Source organism: Rhizobium sp. WYCCWR 11152 (genome assembly GCF_013087615.1).
Classification (GTDB): Bacteria; Pseudomonadota; Alphaproteobacteria; order Rhizobiales; family Rhizobiaceae; genus Rhizobium; species Rhizobium indicum.
In genome coordinates this window covers 1-16426 of record NZ_JABFCP010000005.1, presented here as the reverse complement: position 1 = coordinate 16426, position 16426 = coordinate 1, and the positions used below count along the sequence as shown (strand labels likewise).

The following is a 16426-nucleotide window of genomic DNA, read 5'->3' as shown; positions in this document are numbered from 1 at the left end:
CGCAAGTCCGTTTGTGAATTCGCGCACTAACGCGCGATGATAGCCGTGGGGCTATCATGTAGAGCCGCCGCCGCGGGGGGCTTCCGTCTGGATTTCGTCGAGCCTTCGCGCGAACAGGCACCGCGTGCTGCGGTTGGTTTGTCGCAGATCGAATTTCAATAGTCATCTCGGCTGTGCCGCCGGTTCTCGGGACCTCGTTCATCGGTCACACAATCTTCAATTCCAAATTTTAAAGCATGCTCATATATTGCGGCAGGGATTGCAGCGTCAGTACCTTGAGGGGTCGAGCACAATGTGCTGGAATACATCGTCGGCATTTGCGCCGGTCGGGCTAGCTCTGCACGGTCCGGCAACGCACAAGATCGTACGCACGCTCGGCGACGCAGCGCATATCCTGATTAAGGATTGGCCATCCGATGAGGGCGAAGAATATGTCGCCGCCGTAAAAGCCTGTGTCGATGCAATTAGCGGGCAGATTGCTCCGGAACAATTCCGGGAAGCGCTTTTGCGTGCGGCCGATGAAGCGGGTATCGCTGCTCTAACTGTCGTTCGCCGATGACCACCAGTAGGAAAGCGGCGGCACAGTCTCAGCTGCCGTTGCCCCCGGATCTAAGCAGCGAATGCCGCCAACGACAGTTTATATCTAAGGAGACGGATTGAAGCAGAGGATCGTCTCAGATGCTGGCGTCAATGTCGACCTCCGCTTGTCCGCCAACCGGTTCGTCCAAGCCCCGCCAGGAGCAGGCTCACGATCGGTCGAATCGCTCGAGCATCTTTTCAAGCTGAACATTCTGCAAATGCAGCTTTTGCGCTAACTGACCTCTTAGTTGCCTGATCTCCTCGTCCACGCTTGCCACCTCATCGAAGAAGCTTTCACGAGAGGACGAGGATTGAGCACCTTGATCGCTATTTGCGACGTCAGTGCTCTCCGAACCCCTATCGGTTCGGGTTTTCTTCGCGCGTCCTTGCCGCCCTGAGGGTGGTGTTCGCGGAGACATTTTGCTTGTCTTGCCTTCCGGCGCAAACCTATGCGCATCAGTACCGGATCGACTGACCGCATGATCTGCCGGCGTCTGGACCTCTTCAACATCGACTGGCGGCGAGACTGCTCGGGCGACGCCGGGATCGCCGTCGGCTTCATTTGAAGTCGTCCTCGCCACGAGATCAACAGTTGCGTTCTCATCGTGGTCCCGACGACCAGATGCTTCCGTTGAGCCTGACGAAAGCGCCGACGTTTGCCCCGCGCCGCTTTCGCTCGCTTCGGTATCGGCACCAACGCCACTCTCTCGTGCTTCCACCGGCCGTCTTCGCGACGTCAACTGAGCAAGGAATTTCCATGGTGATTTCATAATGCTTCAACCTCGAGCAATCTTCACCACGACGTTGCCGCAGCTTTAGATCCGGGCTCGTGACGTGAGCCCGGCGAATTTCTCTGCTACCGAAGATGTAGTGGCTGAGGTCGATCTCGCAACCGCCTCCGCTATTTATGGTCGATCAATCGAGCGCGAGCCGCTTGCGCAGGTCGGCATTTTCCGCGCGAAGCTTATCTGCCAGGGTTTTGCGGAGCCTTTTATTCTCTTCTTCGAGCTGAATAAGATCTGCCATCTCATCCATAGACGAAACAGGCGCGCTCACGGTCGGCTCGGTTTGTTTCGGCGCCCTCTTCCTTCCGGTTTGCTTGACGGCGTCCTTCCCAGTGCTCTTGCTCGTGACTTGCGTTTCCCCCGCCGTCAGCTTCGCTTCCCCGGTTTGCTCGCCACGCGTCCTGCGACCGCTCGGCACCTTTGCCGTCTTCGCAAGAGATGCGGCTGCCGTTGCTTCGGCGGCTGCCTTCTGGCGTCGCGGTGCGCGCTGCTTTTTAGGCGCCGGCACTTTCACCGTCACATCCGTCTCTGCAACCTCGGACTTGAGCCCCGTATCGTTCTCGTCAGCCATCAATCGTCTCCCTCTAACGGCAAGAGTTCTTTTCGGCTGAGTGAAAGGGGGAGTCAACATGAACGCTAAAGATAGCTCGCCGTTTTGAAACGCAGCTCTACTGCTCATATATATATATATAGATATATATATAAAGATCGGCGAAGAAGCGGAAGCACTCTCGCTCGCCTTGAAACGGTTCGAACCGCCGGCACGCCTTTATGATCTAAGTAGCCTTCTGATTTATCTGAGATACTGTGGCGTAACGCCCTACTATGGAAACCATTGAAACTCGATCTCCTTCTCTTGTCGATTAGTCGGGCCGCCACTCGCCGACCTGGATGGCACCGGTTGCGGTTAGTTCGGTGCATACGAAATGTGAAAGCTCATCGCGCCTGATTACGGCGGCGCTCAGCCGGCCAGTCCGATATGCTCCGGTATCCAAAGCTATGCGATTTGAGTAAACTTCGGGTCGCAGCGACTTCGTGATCGTGTGACCGTGCAAAACCACATGGCCAAAGACGTCCATGTGGTCGAGGAAGCCCGCCCTGATCCAGCGCAAGTCGTATTCGCTTTGATTTGCAAGCTGAACACCGGGACGTATTCCAGCGTGAACAAAGCAGAAGCGCCCGATCTCCTTGAATGTCAGCGCGTTTTCCAGCAAGTCCGCATGGTGGGGGAAGACGCGGCGGATATCTGCGGCGATGTTCTCGAAATCAGGCACCGGGCGATTGGAATATGCGCTCACCGTTGCGACGCCTCCCCAGTCCATCCAGTTGACGGCGTCCTCATGGGTGAGAGCGCCACGAAGGAGTTCACGCAGGTAAAAATCATGGTTGCCAAGGATCAGCCGAGAACCCGGATAAAGCTCGAGTGTCGAATAGACCTGATCGAGTACCTTTGGACTGTAAGGGCCGCGGTCGATCAGATCGCCTAGGAAGATCACGACCGGCTTGGATTGATGATCACTCGAGGCAGCCGCGATGTATCCAAGCATGACCTCAAGAAGATCGGCGCGTCCATGGACGTCGGCAATGGCATAGATGTCGGACGGTAAGCTCTCGGTTGTAGTCACTATTTCTTCCTGCAAGTAAACATAGTGTGCGACGGTTTCCCTGGTGCTTGCAAGATATCGAGACTTGGAGCGGCGGGGACGGGACCAGGGCCAAGCCTTGGTGGTGGCAGCTCCTATAGGCCATGTCGGCCATGACGCGCCATCAAAAGTGAATGTTGGCGTGAAATTTCCGACCTGTCTTAGCCTGATTTGGAATGTCGTGACAGGATCACGTCACGCGCTAATGCGGCCTACGCCAGCACTGGCTTATCTCACTCACGTTCCGCTTGTTCTGTCCGTCGCTGTGGCAGAGCCGAAGATAGTTTTTGCCCTGATCTGATCGCCACCAGGGCGTCTCTTCGCCCCACGAGAAGGCGCTCATCCCCTGATCTTTGGTTAGCGAGTTACGGGGTGAATCGAGAGGATTGTTGCGGGGCGAGAAATGCCCCTGTTCACGTCGCCAACGCCTGCTGCCTCCGCCGCAGCCTGGGCCATAGGATCAACCAGCTCACCAAAGCAAGGTTGACGCAGTTCCAAAGGAAGCCATGCAGGAAAGCCAGGCGGTAAGAGCCGGTGGCATCGAAAATGTAACCAGCGGCTAAGCCCCCACAAGCCATGCCAAGTACGGTCGCCATCAACACCAGGCTAATCCGGATACCTGCCTCACGTGGCGGCAAATATTTACGAATAATCACGGCATACATCGGAACTATGCCGCCTTGGAATAGCCCGAACAGGCCGGAGATCACGTAGAGCGACGACTTGCTGTTGAAAAACAGATATAGCAGCAGCGCTGCCGCCTGCATTGAGGAACCGAGGATCAACATCGGCCCGGCACCGATCCGGTCGGCGACTGCCCCGGACGCCAATCGGCTGACCACACCCAGTCCAAGCATCAAGGCGATGATCTGCGTGCCCACCGCCACACCGTAGCCGAGATCCCCGCAATAGGCGACGATATGGACCTGCGGCATCGACATTGCCATGCAGCACGCAAAGCCCGCGACGACGAGAACGGCCTGCAGCGCATTTGAGCTCAGACCCAGTTCGTTGCGTGCTGCTTCGGTTGCGGCTTCGGCCTGGACATAGGTTCCGGTCTGTAGACGCCGCTTCAACAGCAGACCGATGGGCACCATCACCAGTGGGATGAAAATGCCGATTCCGACATGGGTTGCACGCCAGCCCTGGGTCGTCTGAAAATACTCGATAGCCATCGGCCAAACCGCCCCGGAAAGATAGCTGCCCGAGGCCGCAAAGGCGACTGCGAGGGCCCGGTGCTTGCTAAACCAAAGAGAGAGGTCGGATATCAGCGGCGCGAAGCCGGCAGCTGATCCAAGGCCGATTACAGCTGAACAGGCGGCGAATTGCCAGATATTGGTGGTAAGGGCGGCCATGATGTAGCCAATGCAAAGCAGGAACGCCCCGATCAGCACCGGCACAACGATGCCGACCCGATCGGCCAGGCGACCCATCACCACCCCGCCAAAGGCAAAGCCAAGCATCGTGCAGGTATAAGGAAGCGAGGCACCGCCACGCACCGTGTCGAACTCGACTTGCAGGGTTGGAAGAAGCACCACGACGGACCAATTGCCGATGCAGGCAACGGTGCCGAGAATGAGCGTGAGTACCAGCCGCCGCCAGGCATATCCAGAGTCGACGTCGCCAGAACCAGCCCCACCTGCCGCAGCCATCTTCTTTTCAAACATGGCCACGGCGAGAACTCCTCAGGGTCCGATTATGAACTGAACGCTCTCGCCTAATGCCAAGTGCATCCGTCTCGTATGACGAGCTTCGGCGCTTTGAATACCTGTTTGACGGGCCCTTCCTCAAGCCCCCGCCATCATCACTTTTAATCGCGCCGCAATCGTCGCAATCTCCGGTGGCGAGGCACTGCGGTCTTTACGCCTGTCGATTGACGGTAGAGAAGCGTATCATACGATGGGAGCGTGGCGACCGCCGTCGATCATGGCAGTTAGGTCGCCAAACCGCCGGATACCTCGATGAACTGCGCGTTGACCCGGCGATTGTCCTCGGAGAGCCGCGAAGCGATCATCGCCCGACATCGTCGCGGCGGCATCAGCGAGACGAAACATCCGTCATTCGGTCCCCATTAGCGACCAGAAGCTCTTGCTTTCCTGGGCGCCGAAATACCGCTTTCCCGCTCAAGCTTTTTGCGAGCAAGTTTACGGACACGCCTGATACCCTCGGCCTTCTCACGAGCACGTTTTTCGGAGGGCTTTTCAAAACGCTCCCGAAGTCGGGCCTCCCGGAATACGCCCTCGCGCTGCAACTTCTTTTTCAAAAAACGGAGCGCTTGCTCAACGTTGTTGTCACGTACCAGAACTTGCATTCTAAACTCCTAGGATCACTGACGCGCCTCATTAGATCCACGCGCATTAATGATCAAGGCTCGGAGACCGTTTGCCTAAATTCTCTGTCGTCTCTGTTTCATGGGCCACGATCGCGAATGGGGCTAGAGGTAAGCTCTGCCAGCGATTGAAGGGTCGGAAGTTCATATCCTTTCAAGGCGTCCTATTGTCGTCACGGGACTCTGCAGTCACGGATCCCCACATCTTGCCCGAACGTCGATCTGCTGACGTCGGCGCGCGAGCCCCGTCGGCACTTCGCATGTCGTCGCCGATCACGCCGCCTTGGAGGCGATCAAGCGGCTCGCCAAATCGTCGAAGCAGGCCGCTTGAACGCGCGGTCCGTCAGATACCATAGCGCCGATCGAGTTCTTTCAGCGCAGACTGCACCTCATCGATTCAAACTGGCTCTGGGGTTCCCGGCAATGCCGGAGGGCCCTCTTCGAATCGACAGCGTAAAAATCCGAGGCCCAGGCCGCGAGGATCGCCCGCTTATCATCGACGGAAAGAGCCGGCGCTCTCACCACATCGATTGGCCGCTGAAGCTGCATACCCTGGAGCAAGACCGCTGGTCCCATCGCCATCGCGTTGCTGGCCGCCTGCTGCAACATGTCGTGCGTCATCGGACCACCTCAACGAACGCGTGGATCCCTGTCACCTCGCAGACGAGACGCTGCGATCATATTGTTTTCCGGTGCGAGAAGATCGTGTTTCTCGGCAAAGGCGGCAAACAGGCCCCGCGCGGTCTCTGCCTCGATCTCACCGCGCAATGCTGCTCTGCATGCCCTGAGTGCGACCGAATGCGCCGCGTCTCTCAGTGAAGCCGGCCATTCGACGAGATGCCGATAGGCGTCCATCACGCTGCGAACCTCTGCCGGAAAGCCTAGGCCGACAAAAATGGAAACAGGCTGTCTGAACATATCGGGTTTCATCGCTCTCTCCGTCTTAACCCGGGATGTTGATGGGCGCCGTAGCCACGGCGCTTGTTCTACGAACGACGCGGTCAAGCCGCCTTCTGCGCTTCGATCTGCGCGGGAGCAGCGGAATTTAGTGCGGGAGCGCTCTGTATGGAGATCCTCCGAGGCTTCAGTGCCTCGGGGATCTCGCGCACGAGGTCGATCGAAAGAAGACCATTTCTGAGGTCCGCCCTATTCACCCTGACGTGATCGGCAAGTTCGAACCGATGTTCGAACGGCCGGCCGGCGATGCCGCGATGCAGGTAGCCTTCATTTGCTGTTTCCTGCTTCTTGCCTGTCACCGTTAGAAGATTGGATTGAAAGGTGATGTCGAGATCGTCCTGGGCAAAGCCCGCCACCGCAATCGAAATCCGATAGCTGTCATCGCCGGTCTTGGTGATGTCATAGGGCGGCCAGTCGCTGATCGACCGGGCGCGCTGGGCGTTTTCGAGAAGATTGAAGACCCGGTCGAATCCGACGCTCGAACGGTAGAGAGGTGCATAGTCGTAAGATGTTGCCATAGCCATATCCTCCTTCAAGCAACATGGAAACAGAAGCGCCGAACACGGCGCCTCCAGCAAGGCCAGCCCTTCTTCAGCGGCTGGCGGCAATCGATTTGGTTTATGATATTTCGCATTCAAGAGCGGTAGCAGAAAAAATTTGACACGGTCTCGTCACCCGGCCTCCGGCTTTATCAAGCTCATAAACGGCTGCGTTGGTCTGAACATCGCGAAGGCCCCTGTACGATGCATGCCGCAGATTGTCCGTCGGTCCAGCCTCGGAATTCGACCTCGGCGATCAGCGTTGGGTCCGTGAAGACAGAGTTCCTGGCTCGAATGGGACCACCGCGGCCTCGCTCACTTCCCGACTGCGCGTCCGCTGGTCGAGGATGAACCCCTCATCCTGATGAGCACGACCCATAGATCCCCGTGATCATGCCTTCGCTTTCAAGGAGTGCCATGGCCAAGCTCACACCAAGCGCCGCCGCCCAGCGTGAGCGAGAGGAATTGGCGCATCTGGAAAAGGGTATCCCATCAGCGGTCATGGCTCATAAGTATCCAACGAGTAAGGCGCTGTACGCCGCGCAGTGCCCGAGGGCAAGAGCTGTCTCGATCGTCAACCTGTCGCCGCTGGCGAGGGAAAAGCTAACTTTTTTTGCCGTGCTGCGATGGCTGAACTCCGAAGCCGGCACCAAGCAGCGGCGGGTGGAGAGGTCTGGCCCTCCGGTCGCACGACGTTCACGGCCGGCTGAACCGTTCTCGCAGGCACTTTGATCGTAGAGCACGTCGGCTTAATTCCTGCGCCTCGTCGTAAAACAAGATAAGTGGTCGACGAAGCATCCGGCATCACGTATGCCGTTCAAATGTCGCTCCGATGAATAGTGACGCATATGGCAAATTCGCGCCGCGGACCTGTCAATCCAACGGATGCTGCCAATGCGTTGCTCAAACCGGCGAAGAAAGCCGCGAATCCAGGCGTTGAGGCCGGCGCTGCCGAATACCAAAGAGCTTGTTTCGCCCAAGATTGACAGTGATGGTGCTTTCCAGGCCTTGGCCGGCAGGATCGTACCATCGATATACTGCGCGCCGCGGTGAAGGAAAGGCTCTAACCTGCCTCACCCAGAACTTGGAGTGATAATGGCGAAACTCAGTATCCGGCATAGCACGACCTACGGTTATCGGTATCCAGTTGCCCTTGGACCCCACCGATTGACCCTTCGTCCTCGGGAGGGGCGCGACCTCCTGCTCGCCAGTCACGACCTCGCTTCGACGCCAGACGCAAAAATAAGTTGGGCGACGGACGTGTTTGGGAATGCTGTGGCGACGGCTACATTTGCGGAGCCAACGGATTGCCTGAAAATCGACAGCAAAGCGGTGGTCGATCTGACGTCGGCAGCTTGGCCCGTTTTCGATATAGCGGCGTCCGCCATCACTTACCCCTTTTCCTATGGCGAGCACGAATGGAAGGATCTTGGTGGACTGCGAGAGCTCCAATATGCCGATCCTTCCGATCTGTTTCAGCAGTGGGTCGGCGCTTTCGTCAGAACCAGCCCTACCGACACTCTCTCACTCCTGAAAGACCTCAGCGGCGGCGTGTCCAACGAGATTGCCTATCAAAGCCGGGAGGCCGAGGGGACACAATCACCACTGGAAACCCTCAGGCTCCGGTCTGGCACTTGCCGCGATTTCGCGGTCCTTTTTGCTGAAGCCGCCCGACTTCTAGGTTTCGGCGCACGGATAGTGTCAGGATACCTTTTCAACCCCAATCACTTGCTTATAGGCTCAAATGGCCGCGGATCTACACATGCCTGGGTGGACGTATTTCTCCCCGGCGCCGGCTGGATTACCTTCGACCCGACAAATCGCAGCATGGGTGGCGCCAACCTCATCCCGGTGGCAGTGGTCCGTAATATTGCGCAAGCAGTGCCGATCTCCGGCGGCTTCATTGGCGCGGCCAATGCCTTTGTGTCAATGGATGTCGCCGTCGAAGTTTCTGAACTGTGAAGGCCCTTTGCCTCGGACCGGAAACGGTCTTAGATTTCTATTATCATTTTAGAGAACCGACCGTCTTCGACGGGCACCAGACCTTCGGCCGTCGATCCATCTCATCGTGGGAGTGACGGCGATACCGTGTACGACGATCGAAACAACGATGATCAGGAAAACGGTCGCCCATACGGTCTGAACACTCTGGAACTCGGCTTGACCCGTGGCGTATGCGAGATAATAAATCGACCCAAGCCCTCTAATGCCGAAGACGGCGATAATCATACTTTCGCCGGGCGGATGACCCGTCCCGATTAAACTCACCCAGCCTATAATCGGACGGACAAACGCGATCGCCAAGACGACGACGACCAAGACCCGCCAATCAATGCCTGCGAGAAGCTGTCCGCTTGCCGCGATCGACCCGAGGCAGACAAGTAGGACCATCATCAGCAAGCGTTCTATCTGCTCCGCGAAGTCATGCAGCTGCTGGTGAAAATCGTGGCCTCGTTCGCTCGCTCGGAATGCGACCGCCGCGAGGAACACCGCGACAAAGCCGTAGCCCCCGATCAGCTGGGTCAATCCATACGTGGTGAAGGTCATTCCAAGAGCGACGAAGCCGTCCTGCGTTTTCGCAAGACTGCTTCCCGTCAACCTGAATGACAGGAAGCCGAAGCCCTTCCCCAGCGCCCATCCCATCAGGGCCCCCGACGCCAGTCTCCAGAACACGTCCAGAAATGCCCAATGTTGAAAAAGGGCGGTGCCCTCTTTCTCGGCAAGGGCAAGGGCGACGGCAAGGTGGATGAAGGGGAAGCTCAAACCGTCGTTAAGCCCTGCTTCTGAGGTGAGCGCAAAACGGACCTCGTCCTCCTCTCCTGTCTGCGGTGGTCCGACTTGCACATCGCTGGCGAGAACCGGATCGGTCGGCGCAAGGCAAGCTCCGAGCAAAAGAGCAGACGCCGCTCCGAGACCCAGTATCCATGATCCGAGGAATGCGAGAACGACGATCGTCAGCGGCATGGCTATGCCCAGAAGCCGCCATGTCGTCATCCACCGCCTCCATCCAATCGGACGGTCTAGTTTAAGTCCTGCTCCCATAAGCGCGACAATGACGACGATCTCGGTCATCCGTTCGGTGAATTCGCGGTTCTCGAGGGGATTGAACCGCGGCAGAAGTGGGAACGGTGACCACGCAAGAAGCGCGCCAATGGCTAGGCAGGCGATCGGGAGAGACAGTGGCAGTCGTCTCATCAACATCGGCAACCAGGCTGTCAGAAGTACGACAACGCCAACGATAGTAAGAGTGATGATATAAAGGTCCATTCACTCTGTTTCCCGATGATCGATTTCTGCCGCGCTATGGCGTCCGAAGTAAACGATGGCGGAAACAAGGCGTTCCAAACGGCCCGCAGTGCTTTTCACAACTGGAAGGCCCGCCCTCAAGTACACTTCTGTTGGGATGTCGCCCGACGCCTACGGGAAACGCTCTTGGCGGCCCCTATCCGAGTTCGTAGAAAAAATCGCAGATCAGTTCTGCAAGTTTGAATGCGTCGACATCGCTCATATGGGCAGCATTTTCGATTGCGGCAGTCTCGATATCGTCACGGTCGACGGCCAGAAGATCAAGTATTCTGGCAAACTTGATTTTTAGCTCAATGTCACTTTCGAACTCGTCAAGGGTGACCGCGAGAATACTGTCATTTGCCTCAATCAACCGGGTTTGCATGCTCTCGGAAGAGGTAGCGAGTGTCCGAACCGCCGAGAAATTTGCCCTCGTGCATTTGGATATTTTGCGTCCATGTGGTTCCCTTTTTTGCTCTTAGCGCAGGCCTTGGACGTGAGGCTCAAGGGGGATGTACGATCTTGGTAAACTCCGGTCAACAGATGCTTATGGTCATCGACCAATAGCGACGTAATCGTACGGCCTTCGTGATGGAGGCCATCAGCATCCTGCGGATGGCGCCGATGCGTCCTTCAGACCGGCAACCGCGCCGAAGCTTATTTTTGCTTGCTGCCTTGCCGACGTCATATCGAGGCCGAGTCTTCGAATCTTATCACGCGCTCGGTCATCTCTATGTTTACGATGATATGCTGATTCGCGACGTGGAAGTTATCCAGCCGCGGAACCAGCCACAGCGCCGCAAAGCCATTGGTCGTGCTGACGGTCGGTGTTTCCTGTTGGGGCGCTCGAGGCTATCGAAGGTCTCGGGCAGAAGGTTGAAGGCCTCGGAGATGTTGGGCGCGATGCGCTGCCCGGCCTCCGTCGAGACAACTCCCTGCGAACGGCGCACGAAAAGCTTTGCGCCGAGCCGGTCTTCGAGAAGCTTGATCTGGTAACTCACTGCCGCCTGCGTCATCACCAATTCCTCGGCAATGCGATCCAGGCGTTCGCGGGAAATCATCATGGCAATGACGACGGGGACATTGGTGGATTCTCTGGGGCCTTCGGCTCGGCGGCTGCGAGTTGGAGCTGCAGAGAGCTGTGCGTTTCGGGGAACGCGAAGGTCGCCGAGGTCCGCGCTCATGATACCGCACAAGCCCATCCTCGGCGTAGCGACGCGCCAGCGCGGCTCCCAGATCGCCTTTGGTGGGGAAGTCAGCGGGGCTAGCTACAAGGGCAAATTCTTCTCTTGGCGTTAAGAACGGGGAACTGCACGTCGACGAGGGCAGTGCGGAGAAGAATTTTGCGGCGTTGCAATAGATCGTGACGCAGTGCAATATAACTGTCATGAACTTGTGCAGGTGGGCGCCGTGCGATGAGGATCTGCATCTATAAGTCGGACAGAGCGCCTGAGCTTACCCTCATGCTGCGAGAGGGTTTGCCCTTTCCTCTTGATACTGCCGTCGACAAATGGACCAAAATCAAGGTGGTAACCGACAGGGAAATGAGAGCAGATCTTCTGATTGAGATCGGCGGTGCGGGATACCTGCTAGTTCGACTTGGCGCCATTAGCCGCCATTAGGCGATAGCCCGGCCATTTCCGTCGCGTTGTCGCGACACCTCGTGGCATCCAAATTGCAAATAGGATTCCACCCCGCAGGGCAAGTGGTCGGGATCGTGCTCGACAATGATCGCGGCTCGGAAAAGAAGCCACGATTGCGATGAACCATCGCAACATTGGCCAACGCAGCTCAGGGCGCTCCGACATCAGGTCATAGAGCGCCCGCACGTTTTCAATACCATTGCCGGAGATTGAAAGGCTCTATGATACAGGGTAATTCTGTGATCAGCAGTGGAGAATCCGAGCCAGTAAAGCAACATCCGGGTGCTGAGTTGCACCGAACGAGCTAGAGCCTTTAAGACCGGTTGCGAAGTATCGCCAAATTAGCCTCCTGAGATCAACATGCAGTTCAAGCGCAATGAAATTCACGAACTGTCGATCTTTCTCGCGATAGTCCAGTACCGTAGTTTTCGGAAAGCGGCGGATCACCTAGAAGTAACGGCTTCCGCCCTGAGCCACAGCATGAAGGCGCTTGAGCAAAGGCTGGGCGTTCGCCTCCTTAATCGAACCAGCCGTAGCGTTGCACCAACCGCCGCCGGAACAGCCCTCGCCGAGAAGATTTCTGCCGGGCTCGAGCTTATCAACTCCGGATTGGAGGACTTGAACGGACATTATCAAGGTGGCGCCGGCAGCATTCGCATCAATGTTCTGAAAGATGCCGCCGTTCTGCTTTTGCGGCCAGCCATTCCGGTGTTCCAGCAACGCTTCCCGAATGTCGAGCTTGAGGTCGCCGTGGATGACCAGTTCATCGATGTCACCGCGGACGGCTTCGATGCCGGTATCCGGTACAGCGGCACCATCCCGGAAGACATGATCGCAGTTCCTCTCACTCCTCCTTTAAAGTGGGTCGCGGTCGCTGCCCCTGATTATCTCAGAAGTCATGGTCGCCCTGTCATGCCGGAGGACCTCAATTCCCACCACTGCATCCGGATACGGACGGGCCGGGGCCAGATCTACAAGTGGGAATTCGAACGCGGCGATGACCGGCGCGAGATCGACGTTCCCGGAGCGCTGATATCAGGCGAAACCGATCTTGCCATCAATGCGGCTCTGGAAGGCGCCGGGCTGTGCTATTGCCTGGAACGGTTGGCAAGCCCCTACGTTTCGTCAGGCCGCCTGGAAGTCGTTCTTCCCAAATGGGCATCGATAGGCCCGCCGTTTTCGATGTATTATTCCAGCCGGCGGCAGCTTCCCTTCGGCGTCGACGCGCTGATCAAGATCGTTCGCGGCTTGAACGGATTTTAGCGGCTGGTTCTAATCGATGAGCCTGGTTCATCGGTTCAGTGATTTCCACTCTATTGATTCATCTCTCTCCCGCGTTGTACCGCTTCCATCGAACCTTCATCAGGAAGCGGACACATCACATGAGCAAGCGGATCATCTTTACCGGCGGTAGCGGCAAGGCCGGCCGCCATGCGGTTCCATATCTGGTGGGGAAGGGACACAAGGTCCGCAACCTCGACCTCGTTCCCTTGAACTGCCCCGGCGTGCAGACGTTGATCACCGATCTCAGCGATAGCGGCCAGACCTTCAACGCCCTGTCGATGCATTTCAGCGGCGAGGGTCTGCAAACGCCGGGCGGACCGGCCAAGGTCGACGCCGTCGTGCATTTCGCCGCTATACCGAGCCTGCTGCTCAAGCCCGACAACCAAACTTTTTCGGTCAATGCGGTCTCGACCTACAACGTCATCGAAGCGGCGGTGAAACTCGGCATTCCCAAGGTGATCATCGCGTCGAGCGAAACGACCTACGGCGTCTGTTTTGCCGAGGGCGACAAGGATTTCCATTCGTTTCCGCTCGAAGAAGACTATGACATCGACCCGATGGACAGCTATGGGCTCTCCAAGGTCGTCAACGAGAAGACGGCCCGCGCCTTTGCGATGCGCAGCGGCATCGACATCTACGCTCTGCGGATCGCCAACGTCATCGAACCGCAAGAATACGAGCGTTTTCCGGGCTTCCTTGCCGATCCGCCATCGCGCAAGCGCAACGCCTGGAGCTACATCGATGCCCGCGATCTCGGGCAGATCGTCGATCTTTGCCTGCAGGCCGACGGCCTCGGTTTCCAGGTCTTCAATGCCGTCAACGACACGATCACGGCAACCGAGCCAACGCGGGATTTCCTCGGCAAATGGGCGCCGAACACGCCGATCCTCCGGGAGCTCGGCGAATTCGAAGCGCCGCTCTCGAACCGGAAGATCCGGGAGGTTCTGGGTTTCAAGGAAGAACACAACTGGCGAAAATACGTTACCGGCGCATGATGCAGCGAGCCGCATTTGCGGCACCGCCGATCAACAACTCGGAGGAAAGACCATGAAGACCACAAGACTTGGCAAGTCAGGGCTTGAAGTCAGCCGCATCTGCTTCGGCTGCATGTCCTTTGGCGAACAGACGGACGAACGCCCATGGGTTCTCGGGCTCGAAGAGGCGCGGCCACTCTATAAGCGCTCATGGGATGCCGGCATCAATTTCTTCGATACGGCCAATGTCTACGCGCAGGGCACGAGCGAAGAGATCACCGGCGTCCTGCTCAAGGAACTGGCGCCCCGCCAGGAGATCGTGCTGGCGACCAAGGTGTTCGGCCGCATGCGTCCCGGCCCAAACGGCCAGGGTCTTTCCCGCGCCGCGATCCTTACCGAGATCGACAACAGCCTGCGCCGCCTCGGCACCGACTATGTCGATCTCTACCAGATCCACCGCTTCGACCCGTTCACCCCGGTCGAAGAAACCATGCAGGCGCTCAACGACGTCGTGCGCGCCGGCAAGGCCCGCTATATCGGCGCATCCTCGATGTGGGCCTGGCAGTTTTCCAAGCTCCAGCATGCAGCCGAGGTCAACGGCTGGACGAAGTTCGTTTCGATGCAGAACCAGGTCAGCCTCACCTATCGCGAGGAAGAACGCGAAATGCTGCCGCTCTGCAGCGATCAGGGTATCGCCGTCCTTCCGTGGAGCCCGCTTGCCGGCGGCAAGCTGACCCGTCCCTGGGGCACCGAGACCAAGCGCGCCACCACCGACCGCTACAACAAGAGCATGTATGAGAAGACCGGCGATCGGGACGTCGTCGAGGCCGTCGAAGCCGTCGCCAAGGCGCGCAAGACGTCCATGGCGCAGGTCGCGATGGCCTGGGTGCTGCAGAAGCCGGTCGTGACCTCGCCGATCGTCGGCGTCAGCAAGATGAGCCATCTCGAAGATGCGATCGCCGCGGTCGACTTCGAACTCACCGGTGATGACGTCAAGGCGCTCGAAGCCCCCTACAAATCGCTGCACGTCGGCGGTTTCTGACGACAACGCAGTGCGGCTTTTGAGACACGCAAACGACATTGTAGCGTTTTTGAATTGCTGCATAGGAAGAGAACATGACGAAAGAAGCAATGGTCGCCGGCATCCCGCAGATGGGGTACGGCACATGGAACCGCTCGGCCGATGAAGCCCATCAGGGCGTGATCTGGGCGCTCGAAGCCGGATGCCGCCATATCGACACCGCCCAGGGCTACGGCAACGAGCAGGATGTCGCCCGCGGCATCAAGGACGCCGGCGTGGTGCGCAACGAAATCTTCATCACCACGAAGGTGAAGCCCGACAATTACGGCCCTGGAGCCGTCATGCCGTCGGTCAGGGAAAGCCTGGAAAAGCTCTGCGTCGACCAGGTCGACCTGTTGCTCCTGCACTGGCCGTCGCCGCATAACAAATATCCGCTTGCCGATTATCTCGGCCAGTTCGCCGAGGTTTTCGATTCCGGCCTTGCCAGGCAGATCGGCGTCTCGAACTTCACCAAAGCGATGATCGACGAAAGCATCCGCCTGCTCGGCAGCCGCACGATCACCACCAACCAGGTGGAGTGCCACGTCTATATGCAGAACCGGCCGATCATCGATTATTGCCAAAAGCTCGGTATAGCGGTCACGGCCTATTCACCGCTCGCGCGCGGCGCCGTCGTCGGCGACCCGGTTCTTGAAGAGATCGGCAGGGCCCGCGGCGCCACCAGCGACCAGGTCGCGCTGGCCTTCCTGATCGCCAAGGGGCATGTCGTGATCCCGTCTTCCAGCAAGAGGGGCCGCATCATGCAGAATTTCGAAGCCCGCAAGATCACGCTGACGCCGGCCGAGATCAAACGGATCGAAGGCCTCGAGAAGGGCATGCGACTGGTAAACGGCGATTGGTGCCCCGTTTGGGACGTGTGAAGGCAGTTCGCTGCCCCTTCGTTCACCGCCGTCGACATCGAAATGACAGCCGCCGTTGATGCCGCGGTTGTGTTCAAAGAGGAGATGAATATGGACTATCGCAAGCTCGGTCCCAGCGGGACCGTCGTCACCGCCTATTGCCTCGGCACCATGACCTTCGGCGCGGAGGCCGACGAGGCCGCCTCGCATAAGCTGCTCGACGATTATTTCGCCTGGGGCGGCAATTTCATCGATACCGCCGATGTCTATAGCGCCGGCAAGTCGGAAGAGATCATCGGACGCTGGCTGAAGGCGCGCCCGACCGAGGCCCGCCAGGCGATCGTCGCCACCAAGGGGCGCTTTCCGATGGGCAACGGTCCCAACGATATCGGCCTGTCGCGCCGGCATCTTGGCCAGGCGCTCGACGATTCGCTCCGCCGCCTCGGCCTCGAGCAGATCGACCTCTACCAGATGCATGCCTGGGACGC

18 protein-coding genes and 3 pseudogenes are annotated in these 16426 nt (G+C 58.1%); 9 read left to right on the top strand and 12 right to left on the bottom strand.

The features are described from left to right. Positions 1-292 precede the first annotated feature (292 nt). Positions 293-559 carry a DUF982 domain-containing protein gene (locus G9X67_RS05415; protein ID WP_138331106.1) on the top strand — a complete coding sequence of 89 codons (267 nt, stop codon included), beginning with the start codon at positions 293-295 and terminating at the stop codon, positions 557-559. A gap of 187 nt (positions 560-746) precedes the next feature. On the opposite strand, the gene G9X67_RS05410 is transcribed toward G9X67_RS05415, so the two are convergent. The 9 genes and pseudogenes from G9X67_RS05410 to G9X67_RS34850 form a co-directional block, all read right to left on the bottom strand. Continuing rightward, a complete protein-coding gene (locus G9X67_RS05410; protein ID WP_171598331.1) occupies positions 747-1349 on the bottom strand; it encodes a hypothetical protein in 603 nt (200 codons plus the stop codon). Between the two features lie 145 nt (positions 1350-1494). Continuing rightward, positions 1495-1935: a SyrB-like regulator gene (locus G9X67_RS05405; protein ID WP_171598330.1), complete on the bottom strand. Its 441-nt coding sequence runs from the start codon at positions 1933-1935 to the stop codon at positions 1495-1497. A 292-nt stretch (positions 1936-2227) separates the two neighbouring features. After that, the gene (locus G9X67_RS05400) at positions 2228-2989 is read right to left on the bottom strand and encodes a metallophosphoesterase (protein WP_171598329.1); all 762 of its coding nucleotides are present in this window, start codon (positions 2987-2989) and stop codon (positions 2228-2230) included. A gap of 431 nt (positions 2990-3420) precedes the next feature. Next, on the bottom strand, positions 3421-4674 hold the full coding sequence (locus G9X67_RS05395; protein ID WP_171598365.1) for an MFS transporter: 1254 nt from the start codon (positions 4672-4674) through the stop codon (positions 3421-3423). A 404-nt stretch (positions 4675-5078) separates the two neighbouring features. Further along, positions 5079-5318, bottom strand: a complete 240-nt coding sequence (gene rpsU / locus G9X67_RS05390; RefSeq protein WP_028734557.1) for a 30S ribosomal protein S21 — start codon at positions 5316-5318, stop codon at positions 5079-5081. A gap of 415 nt (positions 5319-5733) precedes the next feature. Next, positions 5734-5957, bottom strand: a pseudogene (locus G9X67_RS34855) (hypothetical protein). Between the two features lie 9 nt (positions 5958-5966). Continuing rightward, a complete protein-coding gene (locus tag G9X67_RS05385) occupies positions 5967-6266 on the bottom strand; it encodes a DUF982 domain-containing protein (RefSeq protein WP_138331102.1) in 300 nt (99 codons plus the stop codon). Between the two features lie 71 nt (positions 6267-6337). Continuing rightward, positions 6338-6811, bottom strand: a complete 474-nt coding sequence (locus tag G9X67_RS05380) for an Hsp20 family protein (RefSeq protein WP_138331101.1) — start codon at positions 6809-6811, stop codon at positions 6338-6340. Positions 6812-6911: 100 nt separating this feature from the next. Then, a pseudogene (locus G9X67_RS34850) lies at positions 6912-7131 on the bottom strand (hypothetical protein); the annotation flags it as partial. Between the two features lie 118 nt (positions 7132-7249). Between G9X67_RS34850 and G9X67_RS05375 the strand changes: the two are divergent. The 3 genes and pseudogenes from G9X67_RS05375 to G9X67_RS05370 all read left to right on the top strand — a co-directional run bounded on the left by G9X67_RS05375 (position 7250) and on the right by G9X67_RS05370 (position 8794). Further along, complete coding sequence (locus tag G9X67_RS05375) at positions 7250-7564, top strand: hypothetical protein (RefSeq protein ID WP_138331100.1); 315 nt, start codon at positions 7250-7252, stop codon at positions 7562-7564. A 116-nt stretch (positions 7565-7680) separates the two neighbouring features. Further along, a pseudogene (locus G9X67_RS34845) lies at positions 7681-7899 on the top strand (hypothetical protein). A 28-nt stretch (positions 7900-7927) separates the two neighbouring features. Further along, positions 7928-8794 (top strand): transglutaminase family protein, encoded by an 867-nt coding sequence (locus tag G9X67_RS05370; protein WP_138331099.1) that lies wholly within the window; start codon positions 7928-7930, stop codon positions 8792-8794. A 48-nt stretch (positions 8795-8842) separates the two neighbouring features. Here G9X67_RS05370 and G9X67_RS05365 read toward each other — a convergent pair whose 3' ends face one another. The 3 genes from G9X67_RS05365 to G9X67_RS05355 form a co-directional block, all read right to left on the bottom strand. Beyond that, positions 8843-10099 (bottom strand): cation:proton antiporter, encoded by a 1257-nt coding sequence (locus tag G9X67_RS05365; protein WP_171598328.1) that lies wholly within the window; start codon positions 10097-10099, stop codon positions 8843-8845. Positions 10100-10274: 175 nt separating this feature from the next. Continuing rightward, complete coding sequence (locus tag G9X67_RS05360; RefSeq protein WP_246705368.1) at positions 10275-10502, bottom strand: hypothetical protein; 228 nt, start codon at positions 10500-10502, stop codon at positions 10275-10277. 352 nt (positions 10503-10854) lie between these two features. Further along, positions 10855-11301 carry a LysR family transcriptional regulator gene (locus G9X67_RS05355; protein ID WP_246705367.1) on the bottom strand — a complete coding sequence of 149 codons (447 nt, stop codon included), beginning with the start codon at positions 11299-11301 and terminating at the stop codon, positions 10855-10857. An 819-nt stretch (positions 11302-12120) separates the two neighbouring features. Here G9X67_RS05355 and G9X67_RS05350 point away from each other — a divergent pair. From G9X67_RS05350 to G9X67_RS05330, 5 genes are all read left to right on the top strand, one after another. After that, positions 12121-13023 carry a LysR family transcriptional regulator gene (locus tag G9X67_RS05350; RefSeq protein ID WP_138331098.1) on the top strand — a complete coding sequence of 301 codons (903 nt, stop codon included), beginning with the start codon at positions 12121-12123 and terminating at the stop codon, positions 13021-13023. Positions 13024-13142: 119 nt separating this feature from the next. Continuing rightward, a complete protein-coding gene (locus tag G9X67_RS05345; RefSeq protein ID WP_138331097.1) occupies positions 13143-14039 on the top strand; it encodes an NAD(P)-dependent oxidoreductase in 897 nt (298 codons plus the stop codon). Positions 14040-14091: 52 nt separating this feature from the next. Beyond that, positions 14092-15060 carry an aldo/keto reductase gene (locus G9X67_RS05340; RefSeq protein WP_138331096.1) on the top strand — a complete coding sequence of 323 codons (969 nt, stop codon included), beginning with the start codon at positions 14092-14094 and terminating at the stop codon, positions 15058-15060. Between the two features lie 74 nt (positions 15061-15134). Next, on the top strand, positions 15135-15959 hold the full coding sequence (locus G9X67_RS05335; RefSeq protein ID WP_171598327.1) for an aldo/keto reductase: 825 nt from the start codon (positions 15135-15137) through the stop codon (positions 15957-15959). Between the two features lie 90 nt (positions 15960-16049). After that, on the top strand, positions 16050-16426 hold a 377-nt coding region (locus G9X67_RS05330), incomplete at its 3' end, for an aldo/keto reductase (RefSeq protein ID WP_171597978.1).